The sequence below is a fragment of the Catenuloplanes atrovinosus genome, assembly GCF_031458235.1.
GTDB lineage: Bacteria > Actinomycetota > Actinomycetes > Mycobacteriales > Micromonosporaceae > Catenuloplanes > Catenuloplanes atrovinosus.
The window spans coordinates 6206231-6223908 of sequence record NZ_JAVDYB010000001.1; the positions used below are offsets into that span (position 1 = coordinate 6206231).

Sequence of the window (17678 nt, forward strand, 5' to 3'; positions counted from 1 at the left end):
GAGCCGGACCTCACCGGCACATGAGAGACCCCGCGAAGAAAGCAGTCCCGGCCGAAGCCGGGACTGCGCCGAGACGCCCTCGGTCGAAGGGAGGCGCAGCCGGACCGGTGGGCGTGCGGGGTCTCGCCGGCCACGACGGCGCCGGCAGGGAGGAGCGCCAGCGACGACCGGTGCCCGCGGGAGCATGCGGATCGCATGCCGCCGGGAGTGGGCGGATGACGGTCTTAGGGTTCTTTCACCGCCTCCGGCGGTGTCGGCGAGTCGGCGGGTTCGCATCGTTCCGGCGGATCGGTGGGTGCGGTCCGGTCCGGGCTGAACAGGGCGTCCGAGGGCGCATCCGGTGCGCCGGAGGCGGCCGATGCCGGGGGCCGGGCCCCGACCAGCATCGGGGAGGTCGCCGACGGGAGCGTGTCGCGGACGTCCGACGGGATGCCGAAGCCGGATGGCGGGCCCGGCAGGTTGGGCGGCACCGGGGCGAGCCACGGCAGTGGCGGCAGTGGGGGTGGGCCGTCGCTGGAGGGGGAGCAGAGGGGGGAGCGTTCGCCCATCCAGCGGATGACCCAGGCGCCGACCACGGCGGCGATGAAGGAGCCGGCCAGGATGCCGATTTTGGCCTGGTCGCGGAGGCGTTCGTCGTCGAAGGCGAGGTCGGTGATGAACAGGGAGATGGTGAAGCCCATGCCGGCGAGGATGGAGCCGCCGAGCAGGTGGCTGTAGCGGACGCGGCCGGGGAGCACGCCGAGGCCGGTGCGCAGGGCGAGCCAGGAGGCGCCGAAGATGCCGGCGGTGTTGCCGGCGACCAGCGCGACGATCACGCCGATGGTCAGCGGTGACAGGATCGCCTCGCGGAGAACGTCGCCGGTGAGGTGGACGCCCGCGTTGGCGAGGCCGAAGGCGGGGATGACCAGGTACGCCGACCAGGGGTGCAGCCGTCGTTCCATCCGTTCGCTGGCGCTGACGGTCGCGGAGGCCTGGAGGATGGCCAGCTGGACGCGTTCCGCGCTCTGCGACTCCATCAGCGCGCGGCCGTAGAGCGGGATGCGCCGGATCTGTTCCTGGGAGGCGGGCTTCGCGGAGATGGAGAGGCCGATCAGCACGCCGGCCAGGGTGGGGTGGACGCCGGACTCGTAGACCGCTATCCACATCGCGATGGTGAGGATCACGTATGGCGCGAGCCGCCACACGCCGAGCCAGCGCAGCAGCAGGACCACGCCGAGCAGTACGGCGGCGACCAGCAGCGGGCCGAGGCGCACGGTGTCGGTGTAGAAGACGGCCAGCACGCCGATCGCGCCGATGTCGTCGACGACCGCGAGTGTGAGCAGGAAGACGCGGAGCTGGTCGGGGCAGCGGGGGCCGAACAGCGCGAGCACGCCGAGCACGAACGCGGTGTCCGTGGACATGACCACGCCCCACCCGTGCGCGGCCTCGCCGGACGGGTTGATGGCCAGGAAGATGGCGATCGGCAGGATCATGCCGCCGATCGCGCCCAGCGTGGGGACGAGCATGGTGCGGCGGTCGCGCAGTTCGCCGGAGACCGCCTCGCGGCTGATCTCCAGGCCGAGGACCAGGAAGAAGACGGCCATCGCGGCGTCGTTGATGACGTGGTGGAGGTCCATCTCCAGCGCCCAGCCGCCGACGTGCAGCGAGACGTGGGTGTGCCAGAGCGCGAAGTACGACTCCCACCAGGGGGAGTTCGCCCAGATGATGGCCAGCACGGTGCCGATCAGGAGTGCGGCGCCGCTGCCGGCCTCGTTGCTCAGGAACGACCGGAGGGCCGGGTTGAGCGTCGGAGTCGAGAATCGCAGTGCAGGTCCGGGGCGAGGTGGTGCGGTCACGCGCACACCCTAGTCAGAAAACCGCGGGACCGGCCGGGTCGATGCCGGCCGGTCCGCGAAGGTCACTTCTTCTTCTTGTTCTTCTTGTCCTTCTTCTTGTCCTTCTTCGACTTCTTCGCCATGGGGGCCTCCTCTCCGGTTGTCGTCGCAGAGCATCGGTCCCCCGCGCCTGCGCCTTAGGCTTCCCGCACAGGAAACCATCTCGTTACCTGACGGACAGCATAGCGCTACTTGATCTCGGTCGAGAACCGATCTGAACCGGAGGACCGACCCGCGCCGTATCGCCGGATAGCCGTCCCACATGCGATGTGAGACACGGACGACGGACTGCATTCGTGGCAGAGTCGGACCCGAAGACCGGGGCACACACACGAGAAGAAGCGAGATCCGATGAGCGAAGAGAAGACCGGCAAGGCGCAGATCGGGGTCACCGGCCTTGCCGTGATGGGGCGCAACCTGGCGCGCAACCTCGCCCGCAACGGTTTCACGGTCGCCGTGCACAACCGCTCGCCCGAGCGCACCCGCACCCTGGTCGCGGACCACGGCGACGAGGGCACGTTCATCCCCGGCGAGACGCTGGAGGAGTTCGTCGCCTCGCTGGAGCGCCCGCGCGCCGTGATCGTCATGGTCAAGGCCGGCGGCCCGACCGACGCGGTCATCGACGAGTTGGTGCCGCTGCTCGAAGAGGGCGACATCGTGATCGACTGCGGCAACGCGCACTTCGCGGACACCCGTCGCCGCGAGGAGGCGCTGCGCGCCAAGGGCCTGCACTTCGTGGGTACGGGCGTGAGCGGCGGCGAGGAGGGCGCGCTGCTCGGCCCGAGCATCATGCCCGGCGGCTCCCCGGAGTCGTACACCAAGCTCGGCCCGATGTTCGAGGCGATCTCCGCCAAGGTGGACGGCGTGCCCTGCTGCGTGCACGTCGGCCCGGACGGCGCCGGCCACTTCGTGAAGATGGTCCACAACGGCATCGAGTACGCGGACATGCAGCTCATCGCGGAGGCGTACGACCTGCTCCGCGAGGGTCTGAACGCGTCGCCGGCGGAGATCGGCGAGATCTTCGAGACGTGGAACCAGGGCGACCTGGAGTCGTTCCTGATCGAGATCACCGCGCAGGTGCTCAAGCACACCGACGCGGAGACCGGCAAGGGCTTCGTCGACATCGTGCAGGACCAGGCGGAGCAGAAGGGCACCGGCCGCTGGACCGTGCAGTCCGCGCTCGACCTCGGCGTGCCGATCACCGGCATCGCGGAGGCCACGTTCGCCCGCTCGCTCTCCGGCCACGCGGACCAGCGCGCGGCCGCGGTCCGCGCGTTCGGCTCGGACACCGCCTCGCTCGAGGTCAAGGACCGCGACCAGTTCATCGAGGACGTGCGGCGCGCGCTGTACGCGTCGAAGGTGGTCGCCTACGCGCAGGGCTTCGACCAGATCCAGGCCGGCTCGGAGGAGTACTCCTGGGGCATCGACCCGGGCGCGATGGCCACGATCTGGCGCGGCGGCTGCATCATCCGGGCGCGCTTCCTGAACCGTATCCGGGAGGCCTACGACGCCGACCCGAAGCTGCCGTCGCTGCTGGTCGCGCCGTACTTCGCGGAGGCGGTGCAGGGTGGCGTGGAGTCGTGGCGGCGGGTCGTGGCGGACTCGGCGCGCGCGGGCATCCCGACGCCGGCGTTCTCGTCCTCGCTGGCCTACTACGACGGCCTGCGCCGCGACCGGCTGCCGGCCGCGCTGATCCAGGGCCTGCGCGACAACTTCGGCGCGCACACGTACCGGCGGGTGGACAAGGAGGGCTCGTTCCACACGCAGTGGGCGGGCGACCGGTCCGAGTCCCCGGCCTGATCCTTCCCGGGCACGGCCGCCCCGGTCACGGGGCGGCCGACACCCCGATCAACGGCATCACGCGGTACGGGATTTGCGTCTTCAGCGCGATCACGCTCGCCGAGCGCTCGATCGCCGGCACCGCCACGATCCGGTCGATCACCCGCTGGAGGTCCGCGTTGCTGCGCGCGACCACGCGCAGCAACAGGTCCGCGGTGCCGGTGACGGTGTGCGCCTCCAGCACCTGCGGGATGCCGGCCAGGTGCGCCGCGACCGCGTCGTGCCCGGCGTCCTGCCGGATCTCCAGCGTCACGAACGCGGTCACCTCGAAGCCGAGCGCGGCCGGCGACACGGACGGCGCGAACGAGGTGATCACGCCGCGCGCGGTCAGCCGGTCCAGCCGCGCCTGCACGGTGCCGCGCGCCACGCCGAGCCGCCGGGACGCCTCCAGCACGCCGATCCGCGGGTCCTCGTCGAACGTCCTCAGGATGCGCGCGTCCAGCTCGTCGATCATGCAATTTGTATAGCAGTCGACGGCTTCCGCCGGACATCATGGCCAGGTTGCCCAGCCGAAATCGTCACTGTTGCATCGTCTCCGGCCGGGCGCTGCGATGGGGGTCACCACCCCTCTCGCTCGTTGGAGGCCGTCGTGACCAGCGCACCGCTCACCGATCAGGAACGCCAGGCCCAGCTCGACGCCGACACCCTCCGGCAGCTCGTCGGGCTCGTGGAGTACGACGCCAGCCGCGACCCGTTCCCGGTCACCGGGTGGGACGCGGTCGTGTTCGTCGTCGGCAACGCCACCCAGACCGCGCACTGGTACCAGTCCGCGTTCGGCATGGAGCTGGTCGCGTACTCCGGCCCGGAGACCGGCAACCGCGACCACAAGGCGTTCGTGCTGAAGAGCGGCTCCTGCCGTTTCGTGATCAAGGGTGGCGTGGCGCCGGACAGCCCGCTGCTCGACCATCACCGCGCGCACGGCGACGGCGTGGCGGACATCGCGCTGGAGGTGCCGGACGTGGACCGGTGCGTGGCCCAGGCCCGCGCGGCCGGCGCGACCGTGCTGGAGGAGCCGCACGACGTCACCGACTCGTTCGGCACGGTCCGGCTGGCCGCGATCGCCGCCTACGGCGACACCCGTCACTCGCTGGTCGACCGCTCTGCTTACACCGGCCCCTACCTGCCCGGATACGTCGCACGCAGCTCTGCTTACATCAAGCGCGACGGCGCGCCGAAGCGGCTCTTCCAGGCGCTGGACCACGTGGTCGGCAACGTCGAGCTGGGCCGGATGGACGAGTGGGTGAACTTCTACCGCCGCGTGATGGGCTTCGTGAACATGGCGGAGTTCATCGGCGACGACATCGCCACCGACTACTCCGCGCTGATGAGCAAGGTGGTCGCGAACGGCAACCACCGGGTCAAGTTCCCGCTCAACGAGCCGGCCGTGGCCCGGAAGAAGTCGCAGATCGACGAGTTCCTGGAGTTCTACGGCGGGCCGGGCGCGCAGCACCTGGCGCTGGCCACGAACGACATCCTGCGTACGGTCGACCTGATGCGCGCCGAGGGCGTGGAGTTCCTGGCGACGCCGGACTCGTACTACGAGGACCCGTCGCTGCGCGCGCGGATCGGCGAGGTCCGGGTGCCGGTCGAGGAGCTGCAGAAGCGCGGCATCCTGGTCGATCGGGACGAGGACGGATACCTCCTGCAGATCTTCACCGCACCGATCGGCGACCGGCCCACGGTGTTCTTCGAGCTGATCGAGCGGCACGGATCGCTCGGCTTCGGCAAGGGCAACTTCAAGGCGCTGTTCGAGGCGATCGAGCGTGAGCAGGAGCGACGCGGGAACCTGTAGATTCCTCGCGTTTCCGCCCCGGATTCTCACTATCGGTGAGGATCCGGGGCGTCGTTCCTTAGGCTTTGGTTAAGTTCCGCCGGTCGTCCCCAAATCCGCGCGCCGGTTCGATCCGCGGCGGCGTCCGCTGCGTACTGCGGGTTGAGGCCTCGCACGGCCTCGACGCGGGCCGCCCGGCACACCCCTTCATCGCCGGCCGGCCCGGTGACGGACGGAGGGCGGCATGGAACGGGCCACGGCCACCGACTTCGAGGCGGGCCAGGCTTTCGCGGCGGGTCAGGGCTTCCCGGCGGGTCAGGGTTTTCCGGCGGGTCAGGGTTTTCCGGCGGGGGATGGCATGGCGGCGGGGGATTCGGCAGCGATGGACTCGGCGGGGATGGACTCGGCGCCGATGTGGGAGGTGCCGGACCGGCCCGGTGAGGAGCGGGCCGCGATCTTCGGGGGGCCGGCCGCGCCGGCTCCGGCCGCCGCTCCGGGACCGGCTCCGGCTCCGGTGGCGCCGGTGGCCTCGCTGGCGGCCTCGCCGGTGGCGGAGTTCGATCCGGAGGCGGATCTGGAGGACCGCTTCGCCCGGGCGCCGCATCCGAACCATGACGCGTGGCGGGGCATCGAGACGCCCGGCAGCGTGTCGACGCTGGTCAAGCCCGCGGGGTCGGACGCGGCGGCGCCGCATGCCGACGAACCGGCCATCATCGACCTGGGCGCGCGACCCGGCTCGACCGCCGGGCCGCGGGGCCTGCGGGCCATGCTGTCCGGCCTGCTCGGCCGCTCGAAGACGGCGAACGGTCCCGCGTCACCCAGGCCGCCGAAGCAGCCCCGCAGGAAGGGACGCCCGGCGGCGAGCGACAACCCCTGGGAAGCCGGTACGGAACGGTCCTGGTCGGCACCGGTGCCGCAGGACGAGCCCAAGACGGCGTGGCCGGCGCCGACGGCACAGGACGATCAGAGCGCGGCGTGGCCGGCGCCCGACTCGCGGGACGATCCGAAGACGGCCTGGCCGGTACCGGGACCGCAGGAAGGGCTGACGCCGGGGCCGGGCGACGCCGCCGATGCCGCGGCGGTCGACAACCCCGAGAGCAGCGGCGGTACGCGCAGCTGGGGCAGTCCGGCGTCCTGGCCCTCCACACCGACCCCGCACGCCGGGGCGCCCGGCGTGCCGGCGCCCGCGCCGGTCAGCTGGCCGGATGCCCGTGCCCCGGAGCCGGTCGGCTTCTTCGAGGAGACCCCGTCGCCGTTCAAGGAGACGCCGGCGCCGGCTTCCGCGACCGTCGCGGAGGCACCGGGACCGGCCGGAACCGTGCCCGGGGCGACCGGGTCCGCGGCCTTCGCGGAGACGCCGCTGCCGGAGGCGTCCGCACCGGCCACGCCCGCGTGGAACCCGGCCGTACCCGCCGACCCGGCGGCGGGCGGATCCGCGTCCGAGTGGTTCACCCACGTGGAGCCACGGCTGACCGACCCGTCCGCACCGACCGGCCCGGCCTGGGTGGCGACGCCGACGACGCGAACCGAGCCGGACACCGCGCAGAACTGGACCGAACTCACGCTCACCGGGCCGACGACCCCACTGCCCGGCCAGGCGGGTCCCGCCGGCACCGCATTCGACCGGCCTTCTCACGCCGAAACGCCGCATGCCGGATCGCCGCACGCCGAAATGCCGCACGTCGAAACGCCGCACGTCGAAACGCCGCGCATCGAGACGCCCGGCGCGGAGACGCCGAGCGAGGAGACGCCGAGCACGGAGACGCCGCGCGACGAGACGCTCCGGGGGAAGACGCCGAGCCAGAACGGCTGGGCGGAGCGACCGCCGGTGGTCGACCTGTGGGCCGATGCCGACGGCACGTCCTGGACCACCACACCGCAACCGCCGGCGCAGCCGGCGGTCGCACAGCAGCCCACCGCACCACGGTTCGACACCGCGCAGCCCGCGCCGGCACCCTCCGCGACGCCGCAGCCGGCCGAGCCGCACGCCACCACACCGCAGCCGGCCGAGCCCCACGCGATCGCTCCGCATTCGGCCGAGCCGCACGCGACCGCACCGCAGCCGGCCGAGCCGCACGCGGCCACGCCGCAGGACGACCCGCCGCGGTCCGGTTCCGCCGCCGCGCCCGGCTGGGACGAGCCCGCGCCGCGGGACGACCCCTACGCCATGTACCGGCGTCCCGCGTCGCTGACCGACGAGGGCGCGGGCACGGACGCGTCGTGGCAGGAGATCCCGCGCCCGTCCTGGGGCGGCGGCCGGCCCACGGACTCCTCCTGGGACACCACGCCCTCCTGGGCGACCACGCCCACCATCGCCGGCGAGGAGGATCGCGGCACCCGCGAGCAGCCGCCGCTGCGCAGCCCGGGCGATCCGGGACCGACCTGGTCCGGCCGGGCGGAGCGGGTCGCGGAGGAGACCACGGGCGGAGACGACACCCAGACCACCGGTCGTGACCAGGTCCCGGGTCACGACCGGTCCGAACTCGCCGATCAGCCGCCGCCCTGGTCGGCCGTACCGGCGCCGCCGCCGCACCTGGCCACGCCGCCGTCACCCGGCCCGGACCGGCCGGCCCCACCCGGCCGCCGCGCCGGCGACCGGCGGCCCGCCGAGGGCGAGCGGGACCGCGGCCCGGCGCGCGCGGACCGCCGGAGCGACAAGCCTCGGCACGGTATCGAGAGCGACGTGCGCGTGCTCTCCACGTACCCCTCCGACGGGGAGCCCGCCACCGGCCGGCCGCGGCGGCGCGGCCTGCTCCTGGTGGCCGCCGCGGTGGTGGCGGTGGCCGTGGCGGGCGGCGGGCTGGCCGCGGTGCGCGGCGTGCCGGGGCTGAGCCTGGCCGCCGCCGGGAACGGGCCGCACACGATCGCGGCGCCGCTGGACGGCCGGGAGAGGTTCACGTTCGACCTGGTCTCCGGCGTCACCTCGGTCAGCGTGACCAGCGCCGACCTGGGCGGCGACCTCTACCGGATCTCGACGCCGCAGGATTCCGGCCTGCGACCGGAGGCGATCGACCAGGGCGACCGGGTGATGTTGCAGATGGCCGAGACCGGGGACAGCGGGCCCAGCCTGGTGCAGATCCGGCTGAGTTCCGCGGTCACCTGGGACCTGCGGCTGACCGGCGGCGCCACCGAGCACGTGGTCGACTTCGGCGAGGGCCGGCTGGCCGGCTTCGACGTGCTGGGCGGCGCGACCCGGCTGGAGCTGACGCTGCCGGCGCCGGAAGGGACCGTACGGCTGAAGGTCTCCTCCGGGATCAGTCAGCTGGTGGTGCGGGCGCCGGAGGACGCGCCGTCGCGGCTGCGGTTCGAGGCGGGCGCGGACAGCGTCACGCTTCTGGGTGACGCCCGCGGCCGGGTGGCGCCGAACTCGCGCTTCACCCCGAAGGCGTGGGAGGGGGCGGAGAACCGTTACGACATCGCCATCACCGGCGGCGTCGGCACGTTCACGCTCGAGCGGTGAGGACCGGGGGCGCCGGGCGCGCCCCCGTCCGTACCGGCCTAGTAGAAGTTGCTCTTGATCCAGACCCAGACGTCGACGACCCATCCGGTCTGGCTCAGGTACGCGATGCCGACCGCGATCAGGAACGCGCCGACGATCAGGTACGACCCGCGGGCGCTGCGCCGCATGCGGTGCAGCTGACGCTCCAGGACCAGCCGCCCGACCAGCCGGGCCAGCGCGAACAGGCCGACCGCGACGATCAGCGTGACCACGTAGGTGAGGAACGAGCCGAGGAACGAACCGCCGTCGGACAGCGCCCAGATGCCCCAGCACACGAACGAGAACACCAGGCCGAGCACGCCCCACTCGCGGCCGCGGCGCAGCTGCACGGAGAACGGGACCGCGGGCGGCGGGGGCGGCGAGTCGGGCCAGCCGGTGCCGGTCGGCTCGTGCGGCGCGATCTCGTCGTCGCCGTCGTGGTGCCGCTGCGCCCGGGGGGCCACCGTCGCGCGCCCACGCTGGAAGTTCAGCCGGGTGGGGTCGTCGTCGTAGTGATCCGGCGCGTCGGTGAACGGGTCGGACGCCGGCCGGTGCATATCCGGCGGGACCGGCACGGTCCGCTCCGCCCATGACTGCGTCTGATCTGTCATAGCTCCTCCCCCTGTCGGGCCTGGCACCATCGAGCGTAGCGAGCCCGCAAATAGCTGGCCCCCACGGAGGCATGTCCGTTACACACGAGACATGTCGCCCATCCTTCCCGATCTGACCGTGCGCCCCGGCACCGAGGCCGACCTGGACGCGATCCTCCAGTTGATCTTCGCGTCGTTCCACGATCCGCCGGACCCGGCGCTCGAGGCGGCGCAGCGGGCGGTCTGCGAGCCGGAGCGCTCCGTGGTCGCCACCGACGGCGAGTTGCTCGCCGGTCATCTGGGCTCGTTCGGCCGGGAGCTGACCGTGCCCGGCGGGATCGTCCCGGCCGCGCACGTGACGCAGGTGGGCGTGGCGCCGACGCACCGGCGGCGCGGCGTGCTGACCGCGCTGATGCGGCGACACCTGACGGACGCGCCGGAGCCGGTCGCGGCGCTGTGGGCGAGCGAGGGGCGGATCTATCCACGGTACGGGTACGGCCTGGCCGCGCCGCACCTGACGATCACCGCGGCCACCCGTGAGGTCCGGCTGCCGGACGGCGTACCCGGCCGGCTCCGGGTCGGCACGCCGACGGCGCTCCGCGCCGTGCTGACCGAGATCTACGAGGCGGTACGCCCGCACCGCCCCGGCTGGTCGAGCCGCCCGAGCGCGTGGTGGGACTATCGGCACGACGACTCGGCGGCGTCGCGCGGGGGCGGCACCGCGCTGCGGGTCGTGGTGCGCGAGGGCCCGGACGGCCCCGACGGTTACGCGCTCTGGCGCGTCGTCGACGGCGACAACCCGGCCAACCCGCGCATCTCCGCCACGCTGGCCGTGAAGGAGTTCGTCGCCGCGTCCCCCGCCGCGTACCTGGACCTGTGGCGGTTCCTGTTCGGCATCGACCTGACCGCGCGCGTCACGTACCACCACGCCGCGCTCGACGAGCCGCTGCTCTACTTGGCCGACGACCCCGGCTGGCTGGGCACCCGCTGGGAGCACGGCCTGTGGATCCGGCTCCGTGACGTACCGGCCGCGCTCTCCGCCCGCCGCTACGCCACCCCGGTCGACGTGGTGCTGGAGCTGACGGACGCGCTGCTCCCGGCCAATGCGGGCCGCTGGCACCTGCGCGGCGATCTGGACGGCGCCTCCTGCGAACACACCTCGGCCCCGGCCGCGCTCGCACTGGACGTGCGCGACCTCGGCGCCGCCTACCTCGGCGGTACGCCGCTGTCCGCGCTCGCCGGCGCGGGCCTGATCGACGAGCGGGTGCCGGGCGCGGTGGCGGCGACGAGCGCGGCTCTCGGCTGGCACCGCGCCCCCAGCATGATCGAAACCTTCTGACCCGCGGCTTTGCTCTGCTTACCGGTAGCCGCGCGACGCATCCGGCCGCACCGGCGGCGGCCGCGCCCGGCCGCGCCGACGCGGGTAAGCAGAGCAGAGCCACCGGCAGAGCACCGGCCCGCGCCAGGCAGGTAAGCAGAGCAAACGCGCTGGTGAAGCGCCCACCGACGCACAGGTAAGCAGAGCAAACGCGCTGGTGAGCCGCCCACCGACGCGCAGGTAAGCAGAGCAAACGCACCAGCAGCGCACCGGACCGCGCCAGGCAGGTAAGCAGAGCAAACGCGCTGGTGAGGCGCCCACCGACGCGCAGGTAAGCAGAGCAAACGCACCGCTGCACATGCGCCGACGACGGGTTGGTAAGCAGAGCAAAGCTTGCGGGAAAGCCACCCGGCCGTCGGGCGCGATACCGTCGGCGGATGGGACAGCCCGAGCGTCGCCGCCGCCGACTCCGTCGCAACCGCACCGAGCAGTCCGCCGTGCCGGGCGCGGTCGGCCAAACGCAGGACTCGGCGGACGGGCTGCCGGACCCGGTCGGCAAGATCTCGGAGGCCGGCCAGAATCCGGAACTCGCCGATCAGAATTCGGAGCCGAGCGGCAAGCCCTCCGAGCCGGCCGGCAAGACCCAGGAGCCGGGCGGCAGGACCCCACAGCCGGGCGACAAGACCTCGCAGCCGGACGGCAGGACCCCAGAGCGGGCCGGCAAGACCTCGCAGCCGGGCGGCGAGACCTCGGAGTCGGCCACCAGCGCGACGAAGGCGGCCGATCCGGCGCCGCAGGCGGTCGTGGCGGCACCGAAGCCGGTGCCCGCGCCTCCGCCGTCGGCGCGTCGTGCGCCGGCGCCTACGCCGGCTCCTCGTCCGGGTCCCCCGGCCGGTGGCCCGCGGTCGGCCCCGGCCGCCGCGCCCACGCCCGCGGAAACGGCCAAGGCCCCCGCCAAGCCGTCGCCAACGGCTCTCGCGAAACCGGCCGAACCGGCCAAACCCACGCCTGCCAGCCTGGCCAAGCCCGCGGAGCCGCCGAGGGCGTCTCCGACGGCGGCGATCCCCACGCCGGGACCGGCACCGGCCGCCACGCCGGGACCCACGCCCGTCCCCACGCCGGGACCGACACCGGTTCCCACGCCGGGACCGTCGCCGGTGCCGCCGAAGCAGAAGGGGCAACCGCAGCCGCCGGTCGCTGAGACCTCGCCGGTCTACGACCCCGAGGAGTCCGCGCCGGCGGTGAGGAAGCCGGTCGCCGGAGCGGGCGAGGGCGCGCCGCGTACCCGGGAGAGGGCCAGTGCTGAGGAGCGGGAGGCGGAACGGGGGCTGCGCGGCCTGGTGGGCTCCGGGTCGTCGCAGGTGAGTGTGCGGGCCGCGATGCGGGCGCGGGACGCGTCGCGGCCGACGGACGAGGACCTGGCGGAGGCCCAGGAGCGGCTGGTGATCGTGCGCCGCAACTGGGTCCCCCGCGAGGAGCTGCCGGCCCGCGGCCGCTAGGGACTTACTTGGGCAGGTCGGGCAGGGTGCCGGAGGTCTCGTACGCGGCGACCTGCGCGATCCGCCGGGAGTGCCGCTCGCTGTTGGAGAACGGCGTGGTCAGGAACGCCTCGACGATCGCGGTCGCCTCGTCCAGCGTGTGCTGCCGGGCGCCGATGCCGACCAGGTTGGCATCGTTGTGCTCGCGGGACAGGCGGGCGGTCTCGGTGTTCCAGGCCAGGCCGACCCGGGTGCCCTTGACCTTGTTCGCGGCGATCTGCTCGCCGTTGCCGGACCCGCCGATGACGACGCCGAGGCTGCCCGGGTCGGCCACCACGCGGGCGGCCGTGTGCAGGCAGAACGCCGGGTAGTCGTCCTCCGGATCGAAGACGTGCGGACCGACGTCGACCACCTCGTACCCCTGCTTGGACAGGTAGTTGACGAGGTGCACCTTCAGCTCGTAGCCGGCGTGGTCGGCTCCCAGATAAACGCGCATAACGCGCAGTCTGTCAGCCCGGCGGCGGGGCCGTGGCGGCGGCTGCCAAGTTTGAGCCGCTCGCCACGGCGTACCGATGGATCAGATCTCCGCGACGACCAGGCCGCCGCGCGCCTTGGGGGTGAACCAGGTGCTCTTGCGGGGCATCTTCTGCCGCGCCAGGTTGACCGCCACGAACTCGTCCACGGTGACCGGCGCGATCAGCACGGCCAGGTCGGCGCGGCCCGCGTCGACCTCGGCGCGCAGCCACTCGGCCGGGTAGTCGCCGCCGACGTAGACGATGCGCTTGTCGCCGGCGTCCAGGCCCAGCACCTCGTGCACCAGCACCCGCTCGACCAGCGCGTGGTCCATGGTGTCGACCAGCTCGCCGCCGCTCTCCGAGGGCAGCTTGACGCTGTAGGTCTCGCCGCCGACGTACAGCTGAATGGTGCCGCCGGCGACCGGGACCGCCGGGCCGCCCGCGACCGGCTCGGGCTGCATGCCGGCCGCGCGCAGCCGGTCACCGAGCTCGGTGACGCCGATGGACAGCTTGATCAGCCGGTTGTACGGCGCGATCACCAGCGACTCGGGCGTGGTGATCACGGCGAGGAAGCGCGGGTAGCCGCCGAGCTGCGCGGCCAGGCTGCGGTGGTTGCCGTCCGCCACGACCAGTTCGCCGCCGCCGGCGATCGCGCACAGCTCGTCCCGGACCGGGCCGGCCGGCACGGTCCAGATCGCGTGCACGCGCCCGGCCGGGTCGACGTCGGTGGCGGCGGGCTCGCCCGCGTCCGTCACCGCGCGCTCCAGCGCCTCGTGCAGCCGGTCGCCGGTGCCGGTCTGCAGCAGCAGCACCGGGGAGAGCAGGTGGCGCAGCGTGGTGGCGAGCTCGACGCGCTCGCGGACCTTCTCGATGAACACGTCTTCGTTGCGGATCACCAGGCCCGGCTCCTCCGGGCTGGTCGAGATCTGCGCGGTGTCGACCATGCAGTACATCCCGTAGGCGGCGTTGCCACCGTCCGGGTCCGCGATCCGGTAGAGGACGATCACCTGCTCGGCGGGGGCGTAGCCGCCGGACTCCTTCGCCTCGGCCAGCCGTTCGACGGCGGCCGGCAGGGACTCGGCGAACGAACGGCCCAGGGTCTCGGGCGCGAGGTGCGGCATCTCGACGGCGAGAGCGCTGCGCGGGTTGTCGGCGATGATTGCGGTGATCTCGGCGTCGTCCGCGAACTCGTCATAGTTCTGCGCGCCGGTGCCACCGGTCGTGATCCAGGCCCGGTCGATCGGGTGCACGATCGTCATGTGCAATCACGGTACCGACGTTCCGCATCCACCGTTTGCGCACCCCAGACCGGTTCCAGGCGATGGTACGGGTAACCTCCGTTGATCAGCTCGCGCCGACCGGGACCGCGCCGACCACCACGACCGGCGCCAGCAGCGCGGCGTCCTCCTCGGAGAGCCCGGGGCACACGGCCTCCCAGTCCTCCTCGCGCACGGCCCAGTAGGCCCGCTCGTGGGTCTCCTCGTCGATGGTCACGCTCTGCTGATCCATAGTCACTCCTTCGCCTGAGGATCGGACGCCCTCACCAGCCATAACCGAGCGCCGCCCATCTCGCAACGACACTGTCGGTGACCGGTCACGCCGACGTCTCTCATCCTCCCGCATTCCCCGTTTCCGAACGGTTGCCGAAAGAAGAGTTAACCGGTTGCTGACGATCTCAAAACAAGAGATCGCTCACGGTACGGCCGGAGGCGCGAAAATTCGGACCCGCGCCACAACCCGGACGTAATCCCCGCCGCGGGTGGACCGGCACACCCGTGATCAACGTCGACGTGAAACACTTACTGCGGATTTTTCCGCCCCACCGGCGCCCGGCCGTGCGGGCTGGGCACCGGATGGAGAGTGATCGTGGCCGGAGTGCGCAATCTCACCCAGGTCGAGGCGGCCGAGCGTGCCCGCGTGCTCGACGTGACCTCGTACGACATCGGCCTCGACCTGACGGGCGACGTCTCGTTCCGGTCGACGACCCGGGTCGAGTTCACCTGTCGGGAGCCCGGTGCGAGCACGTTCATCGAGATCGCCGCGGAGCGCGTGCACGCGGCCACGCTGAACGGCGCGCCGGTCGACACGTCGGGCTGGTCCGCCGAGCGCGGTCTCACGCTGACCGGGCTGGCCGAGTCGAACACGCTGGTGGTCGAGGCCGAGTTCCCGTTCTCGCACAGCGGTCAGGGCCTGCACCGCAGCGTCGACCCGGTGGACGGCGAGGCGTACCTCTACAGCCAGTTCGAGACCGCGGACGCGCAGCGGGTGTTCGCCTGCTTCGACCAGCCCGACCTCAAGAGCGTCTACACCTGGCACGCCACCGTGCCGGCGCACTGGCGCGTCGTGTCGAACATGCCGGTCGACCGCGAGGAGCCGGCCGGCGACGCCACCAAGACCGTGCACTTCACCCGGTCCGCGCGGATGAGCACGTACATCACGGCGCTCTGCGCGGGCCCGTTCCACGAGGTGCAGCGCGAGCACGACGGCATCGGCATGGGCTACTTCTGCCGGGCCAGCATGGCGCGCTACTTCGACGTGGACGACCTGCACCGGATCACCGTGCAGGGCTTCGACTTCTTCCACGCGCAGTTCGGCATCCGCTACCCGCTGCCCAAGTACGACCAGTTGTGGGTGCCCGAGTTCAACGCGGGCGCGATGGAGAACTTCGGCTGCGTCGTGCACGCCGAGGACCACTACATCTTCCGCTCGCAGGTCACCGACTTCGAGTACGAGCAGCGCGCCAACACGATCCTGCACGAGCTGGCCCACATGTGGTTCGGCGACCTGGTCACCATGCGCTGGTGGAACGACCTCTGGCTGAACGAGTCGTTCGCCGAGTGGGCCAGCCACTGGTGCAACGCGGAGGCCACCCGGTTCAGCGACGCGTGGACCACGTTCCTGTCCGTGCGGAAGAACTGGGGCTACCGCCAGGACCAGCTCTCCTCCACGCACCCGGTCTACTGCGAGATGCCGGACCTGGAGGCCGTCGAGGTCAACTTCGACGGCATCACGTACGCGAAGGGCGCCAGCGTCATCAAGCAGTTGGTGGCGTACGTGGGGCTGGAGCCGTTCCTGGCCGGCCTCCGGTCGTACTTCGCGGCGCACGCCTGGGGCAACGCCACGTTCGACGACCTGCTCTCCGAGCTGGAGGCCTCGTCCGGCCGCGAGCTGCGCAAGTTCGCCGCCCAGTGGCTGGAGACCGCGCAGGTCAACACGCTCCGCCCGGAGGTGCAGCTCGCCGCGGACGGCAGCTACGCCTCGGTCGCGGTGCTTCAGGAGGCCCCGGCCGGCTACCCCACCCTGCGCACCCACCACATCGGCGTCGGGCTGTACGACGTCCGCGACGGCAAGCTGGTCCGCCGCCAGATCATCGAGGTCGACATCGCCGGCGAGCGCACCGAGCTGACCGCGCTGGCCGGCCTGCCCGCCGCCGACGTGCTGCTGCTCAACGACGACGACCACAGCTACGCCAAGCTCCGGCTGGACGAGCGCTCGATGGCCACGGTCGTGCACCACATCGGCGGCCTCGACTCGTCGCTCGCCCGCGCGCTGGTCTGGGCCGCCGCGTGGGACATGGTCCGGGACGCGGAGCTGGCCACCCGGGACTACGTCGCGCTGGTCACCTCCGGCCTGCCGAACGAGCAGGACATCAACCTGATCACCGCCACGCTCCGGCAGGCCGCCACCGCGATCGTCAGCTACGCCGACCCGGCCTGGGCACCGACCGGCTGGGCCCAGCTCGCCGCCACCGCCCGCGACGCGCTCGCGGTCGCCGAGCCCGGCAGCGGCTTCCAGCTCGCCTGGGCCCGCGCGTACGCCTCCGCGTCCCGCTCCGCCGAGGATCTGGCCGTGCTGCGCGGCTGGCTCACCGGGCAGAACGTCCCCGCCGGCCTCACCGTCGACACCGAGCTGCGCTGGACGCTCCTGCAGACGCTGGTCGCCAAGGGCGCCGCCACCGCCGAGGAGATCGATGCGGAACTCGCCGCCGACCGCACCGCCAGCGGCGAGCGCGAGGCCGCGCTGGCCCGCGCGCTGCTGCCCACCCCGGAGAACAAGGCGCGTGTCTGGTCCGAGCTGACCGCCGCCCGGCCCCTGCCGAACTGGCGCAACCGCGCGCTGCTCCAGGGCTTCCAGCACCCCGCCCAGGTCGAGCTGACCGCGCCGTACGCGGAGCGCTTCTTCGCGGAGGCGGCCACCGTGTGGGCCAGCCGGGACAGCGAACCGGCCCAGGACTTCGCCCTGTTCGCCTACCCGTCCTACCAGATCACCGACGCGACGGTCGCCGCCACGGAGACGTGGCTGGCGGGCACCGGCCAGCCGGCCGGCCTCCGCCGCCTCGTCGCGGAGGGCCGCGACGGCGTGGTCCGCGCCCTGGCGGCCCGCGCCAAGGACCGCGGCTGACCCTCACCATCAGGCGCCCCGTCGGCCCGTGGCCGGCGGGGCGCATTTTCGTCTGCGCCTTCGTACCAGCACGAAAACCGCACAATCTCCGCTTGTACGGGCTTTTGTACGGTTTTCGGGTCAGCGCTATAACGGTTTTGCGCTAGAACACAGTTTCCGTGCTAGGACGATGTCCGTTTTGTGCCACCGCGGGACCGAGCGCCGACCACCCACCTGCCCATGAGGGCGCAACAGGCCGCAATCGATGACCCACCGGCAAGAGTCCGCGGAGCGCACCGGCCGACGCCCGGCGCGAGATCCCCACGTCCGGCACGAGAGCGTGACACCCGGCCCGTCCTCCAGCGGAATGCCGCCGCCGGCTCTCGCGACCCACGCGGATGACCCGTGCCGCCTCGCGCCCCAGCCCACGTCCCG

At 72.6% G+C, this 17678-nt stretch carries 12 protein-coding genes; 6 read left to right on the forward strand and 6 right to left on the reverse strand.

The genetic code is table 11. The annotated features are described in order from the left end of the window. Positions 1–224: 224 nt before the first annotated feature. Positions 225–1835, reverse strand: coding sequence for a Na+/H+ antiporter NhaA (gene nhaA / locus J2S41_RS27465; protein ID WP_310371839.1), 1611 nt, complete (start codon positions 1833–1835; stop codon positions 225–227). Positions 1836–2225: 390 nt separating this feature from the next. Here nhaA and gnd point away from each other — a divergent pair, with 390 nt between their 5' ends. Then, positions 2226–3674 (forward strand): NADP-dependent phosphogluconate dehydrogenase, encoded by a 1449-nt coding sequence (gene gnd / locus J2S41_RS27470; RefSeq protein WP_310371841.1) that lies wholly within the window; start codon positions 2226–2228, stop codon positions 3672–3674. A 25-nt stretch (positions 3675–3699) separates the two neighbouring features. On the opposite strand, the gene J2S41_RS27475 is transcribed toward gnd, so the two are convergent. Then, the gene (locus J2S41_RS27475; protein ID WP_310371843.1) at positions 3700–4167 is read right to left on the reverse strand and encodes an Lrp/AsnC family transcriptional regulator; all 468 of its coding nucleotides are present in this window, start codon (positions 4165–4167) and stop codon (positions 3700–3702) included. A 135-nt stretch (positions 4168–4302) separates the two neighbouring features. Here J2S41_RS27475 and hppD point away from each other — a divergent pair, with 135 nt between their 5' ends. Both hppD and J2S41_RS27485 read left to right on the forward strand, forming a co-directional pair. Further along, positions 4303–5505, forward strand: a complete 1203-nt coding sequence (hppD, locus tag J2S41_RS27480; protein WP_310371845.1) for a 4-hydroxyphenylpyruvate dioxygenase — start codon at positions 4303–4305, stop codon at positions 5503–5505. A gap of 361 nt (positions 5506–5866) precedes the next feature. Beyond that, on the forward strand, positions 5867–8944 hold the full coding sequence (locus J2S41_RS27485; protein ID WP_310371847.1) for a hypothetical protein: 3078 nt from the start codon (positions 5867–5869) through the stop codon (positions 8942–8944). Between the two features lie 38 nt (positions 8945–8982). On the opposite strand, the gene J2S41_RS27490 is transcribed toward J2S41_RS27485, so the two are convergent. Further along, positions 8983–9573 (reverse strand): hypothetical protein, encoded by a 591-nt coding sequence (locus J2S41_RS27490; protein ID WP_310371849.1) that lies wholly within the window; start codon positions 9571–9573, stop codon positions 8983–8985. Positions 9574–9664: 91 nt separating this feature from the next. On the opposite strand from J2S41_RS27490, the gene J2S41_RS27495 reads away from it, so the two are divergent. Further along, positions 9665–10891, forward strand: coding sequence for a GNAT family N-acetyltransferase (locus J2S41_RS27495; RefSeq protein ID WP_310371851.1), 1227 nt, complete (start codon positions 9665–9667; stop codon positions 10889–10891). A gap of 1220 nt (positions 10892–12111) precedes the next feature. Next, positions 12112–12369: a hypothetical protein gene (locus tag J2S41_RS27500; protein ID WP_374728274.1), complete on the forward strand. Its 258-nt coding sequence runs from the start codon at positions 12112–12114 to the stop codon at positions 12367–12369. Between the two features lie 4 nt (positions 12370–12373). Here the strand turns inward: J2S41_RS27500 and J2S41_RS27505 are convergent, their stop codons facing one another. The 3 genes from J2S41_RS27505 to J2S41_RS27515 all read right to left on the reverse strand — a co-directional run bounded on the left by J2S41_RS27505 (position 12374) and on the right by J2S41_RS27515 (position 14372). Further along, positions 12374–12844: a ribose-5-phosphate isomerase gene (locus J2S41_RS27505; protein WP_310371853.1), complete on the reverse strand. Its 471-nt coding sequence runs from the start codon at positions 12842–12844 to the stop codon at positions 12374–12376. A gap of 81 nt (positions 12845–12925) precedes the next feature. Further along, the gene (locus J2S41_RS27510) at positions 12926–14122 is read right to left on the reverse strand and encodes a DUF1015 family protein (protein ID WP_310371855.1); all 1197 of its coding nucleotides are present in this window, start codon (positions 14120–14122) and stop codon (positions 12926–12928) included. Positions 14123–14207: 85 nt separating this feature from the next. After that, positions 14208–14372, reverse strand: a complete 165-nt coding sequence (locus J2S41_RS27515; RefSeq protein WP_310371857.1) for a hypothetical protein — start codon at positions 14370–14372, stop codon at positions 14208–14210. A 366-nt stretch (positions 14373–14738) separates the two neighbouring features. On the opposite strand from J2S41_RS27515, the gene pepN reads away from it, so the two are divergent. Continuing rightward, a complete protein-coding gene (pepN, locus tag J2S41_RS27520) occupies positions 14739–17264 on the forward strand; it encodes an aminopeptidase N (RefSeq protein WP_310371859.1) in 2526 nt (841 codons plus the stop codon). Positions 17265–17678: the final 414 nt, after the last annotated feature.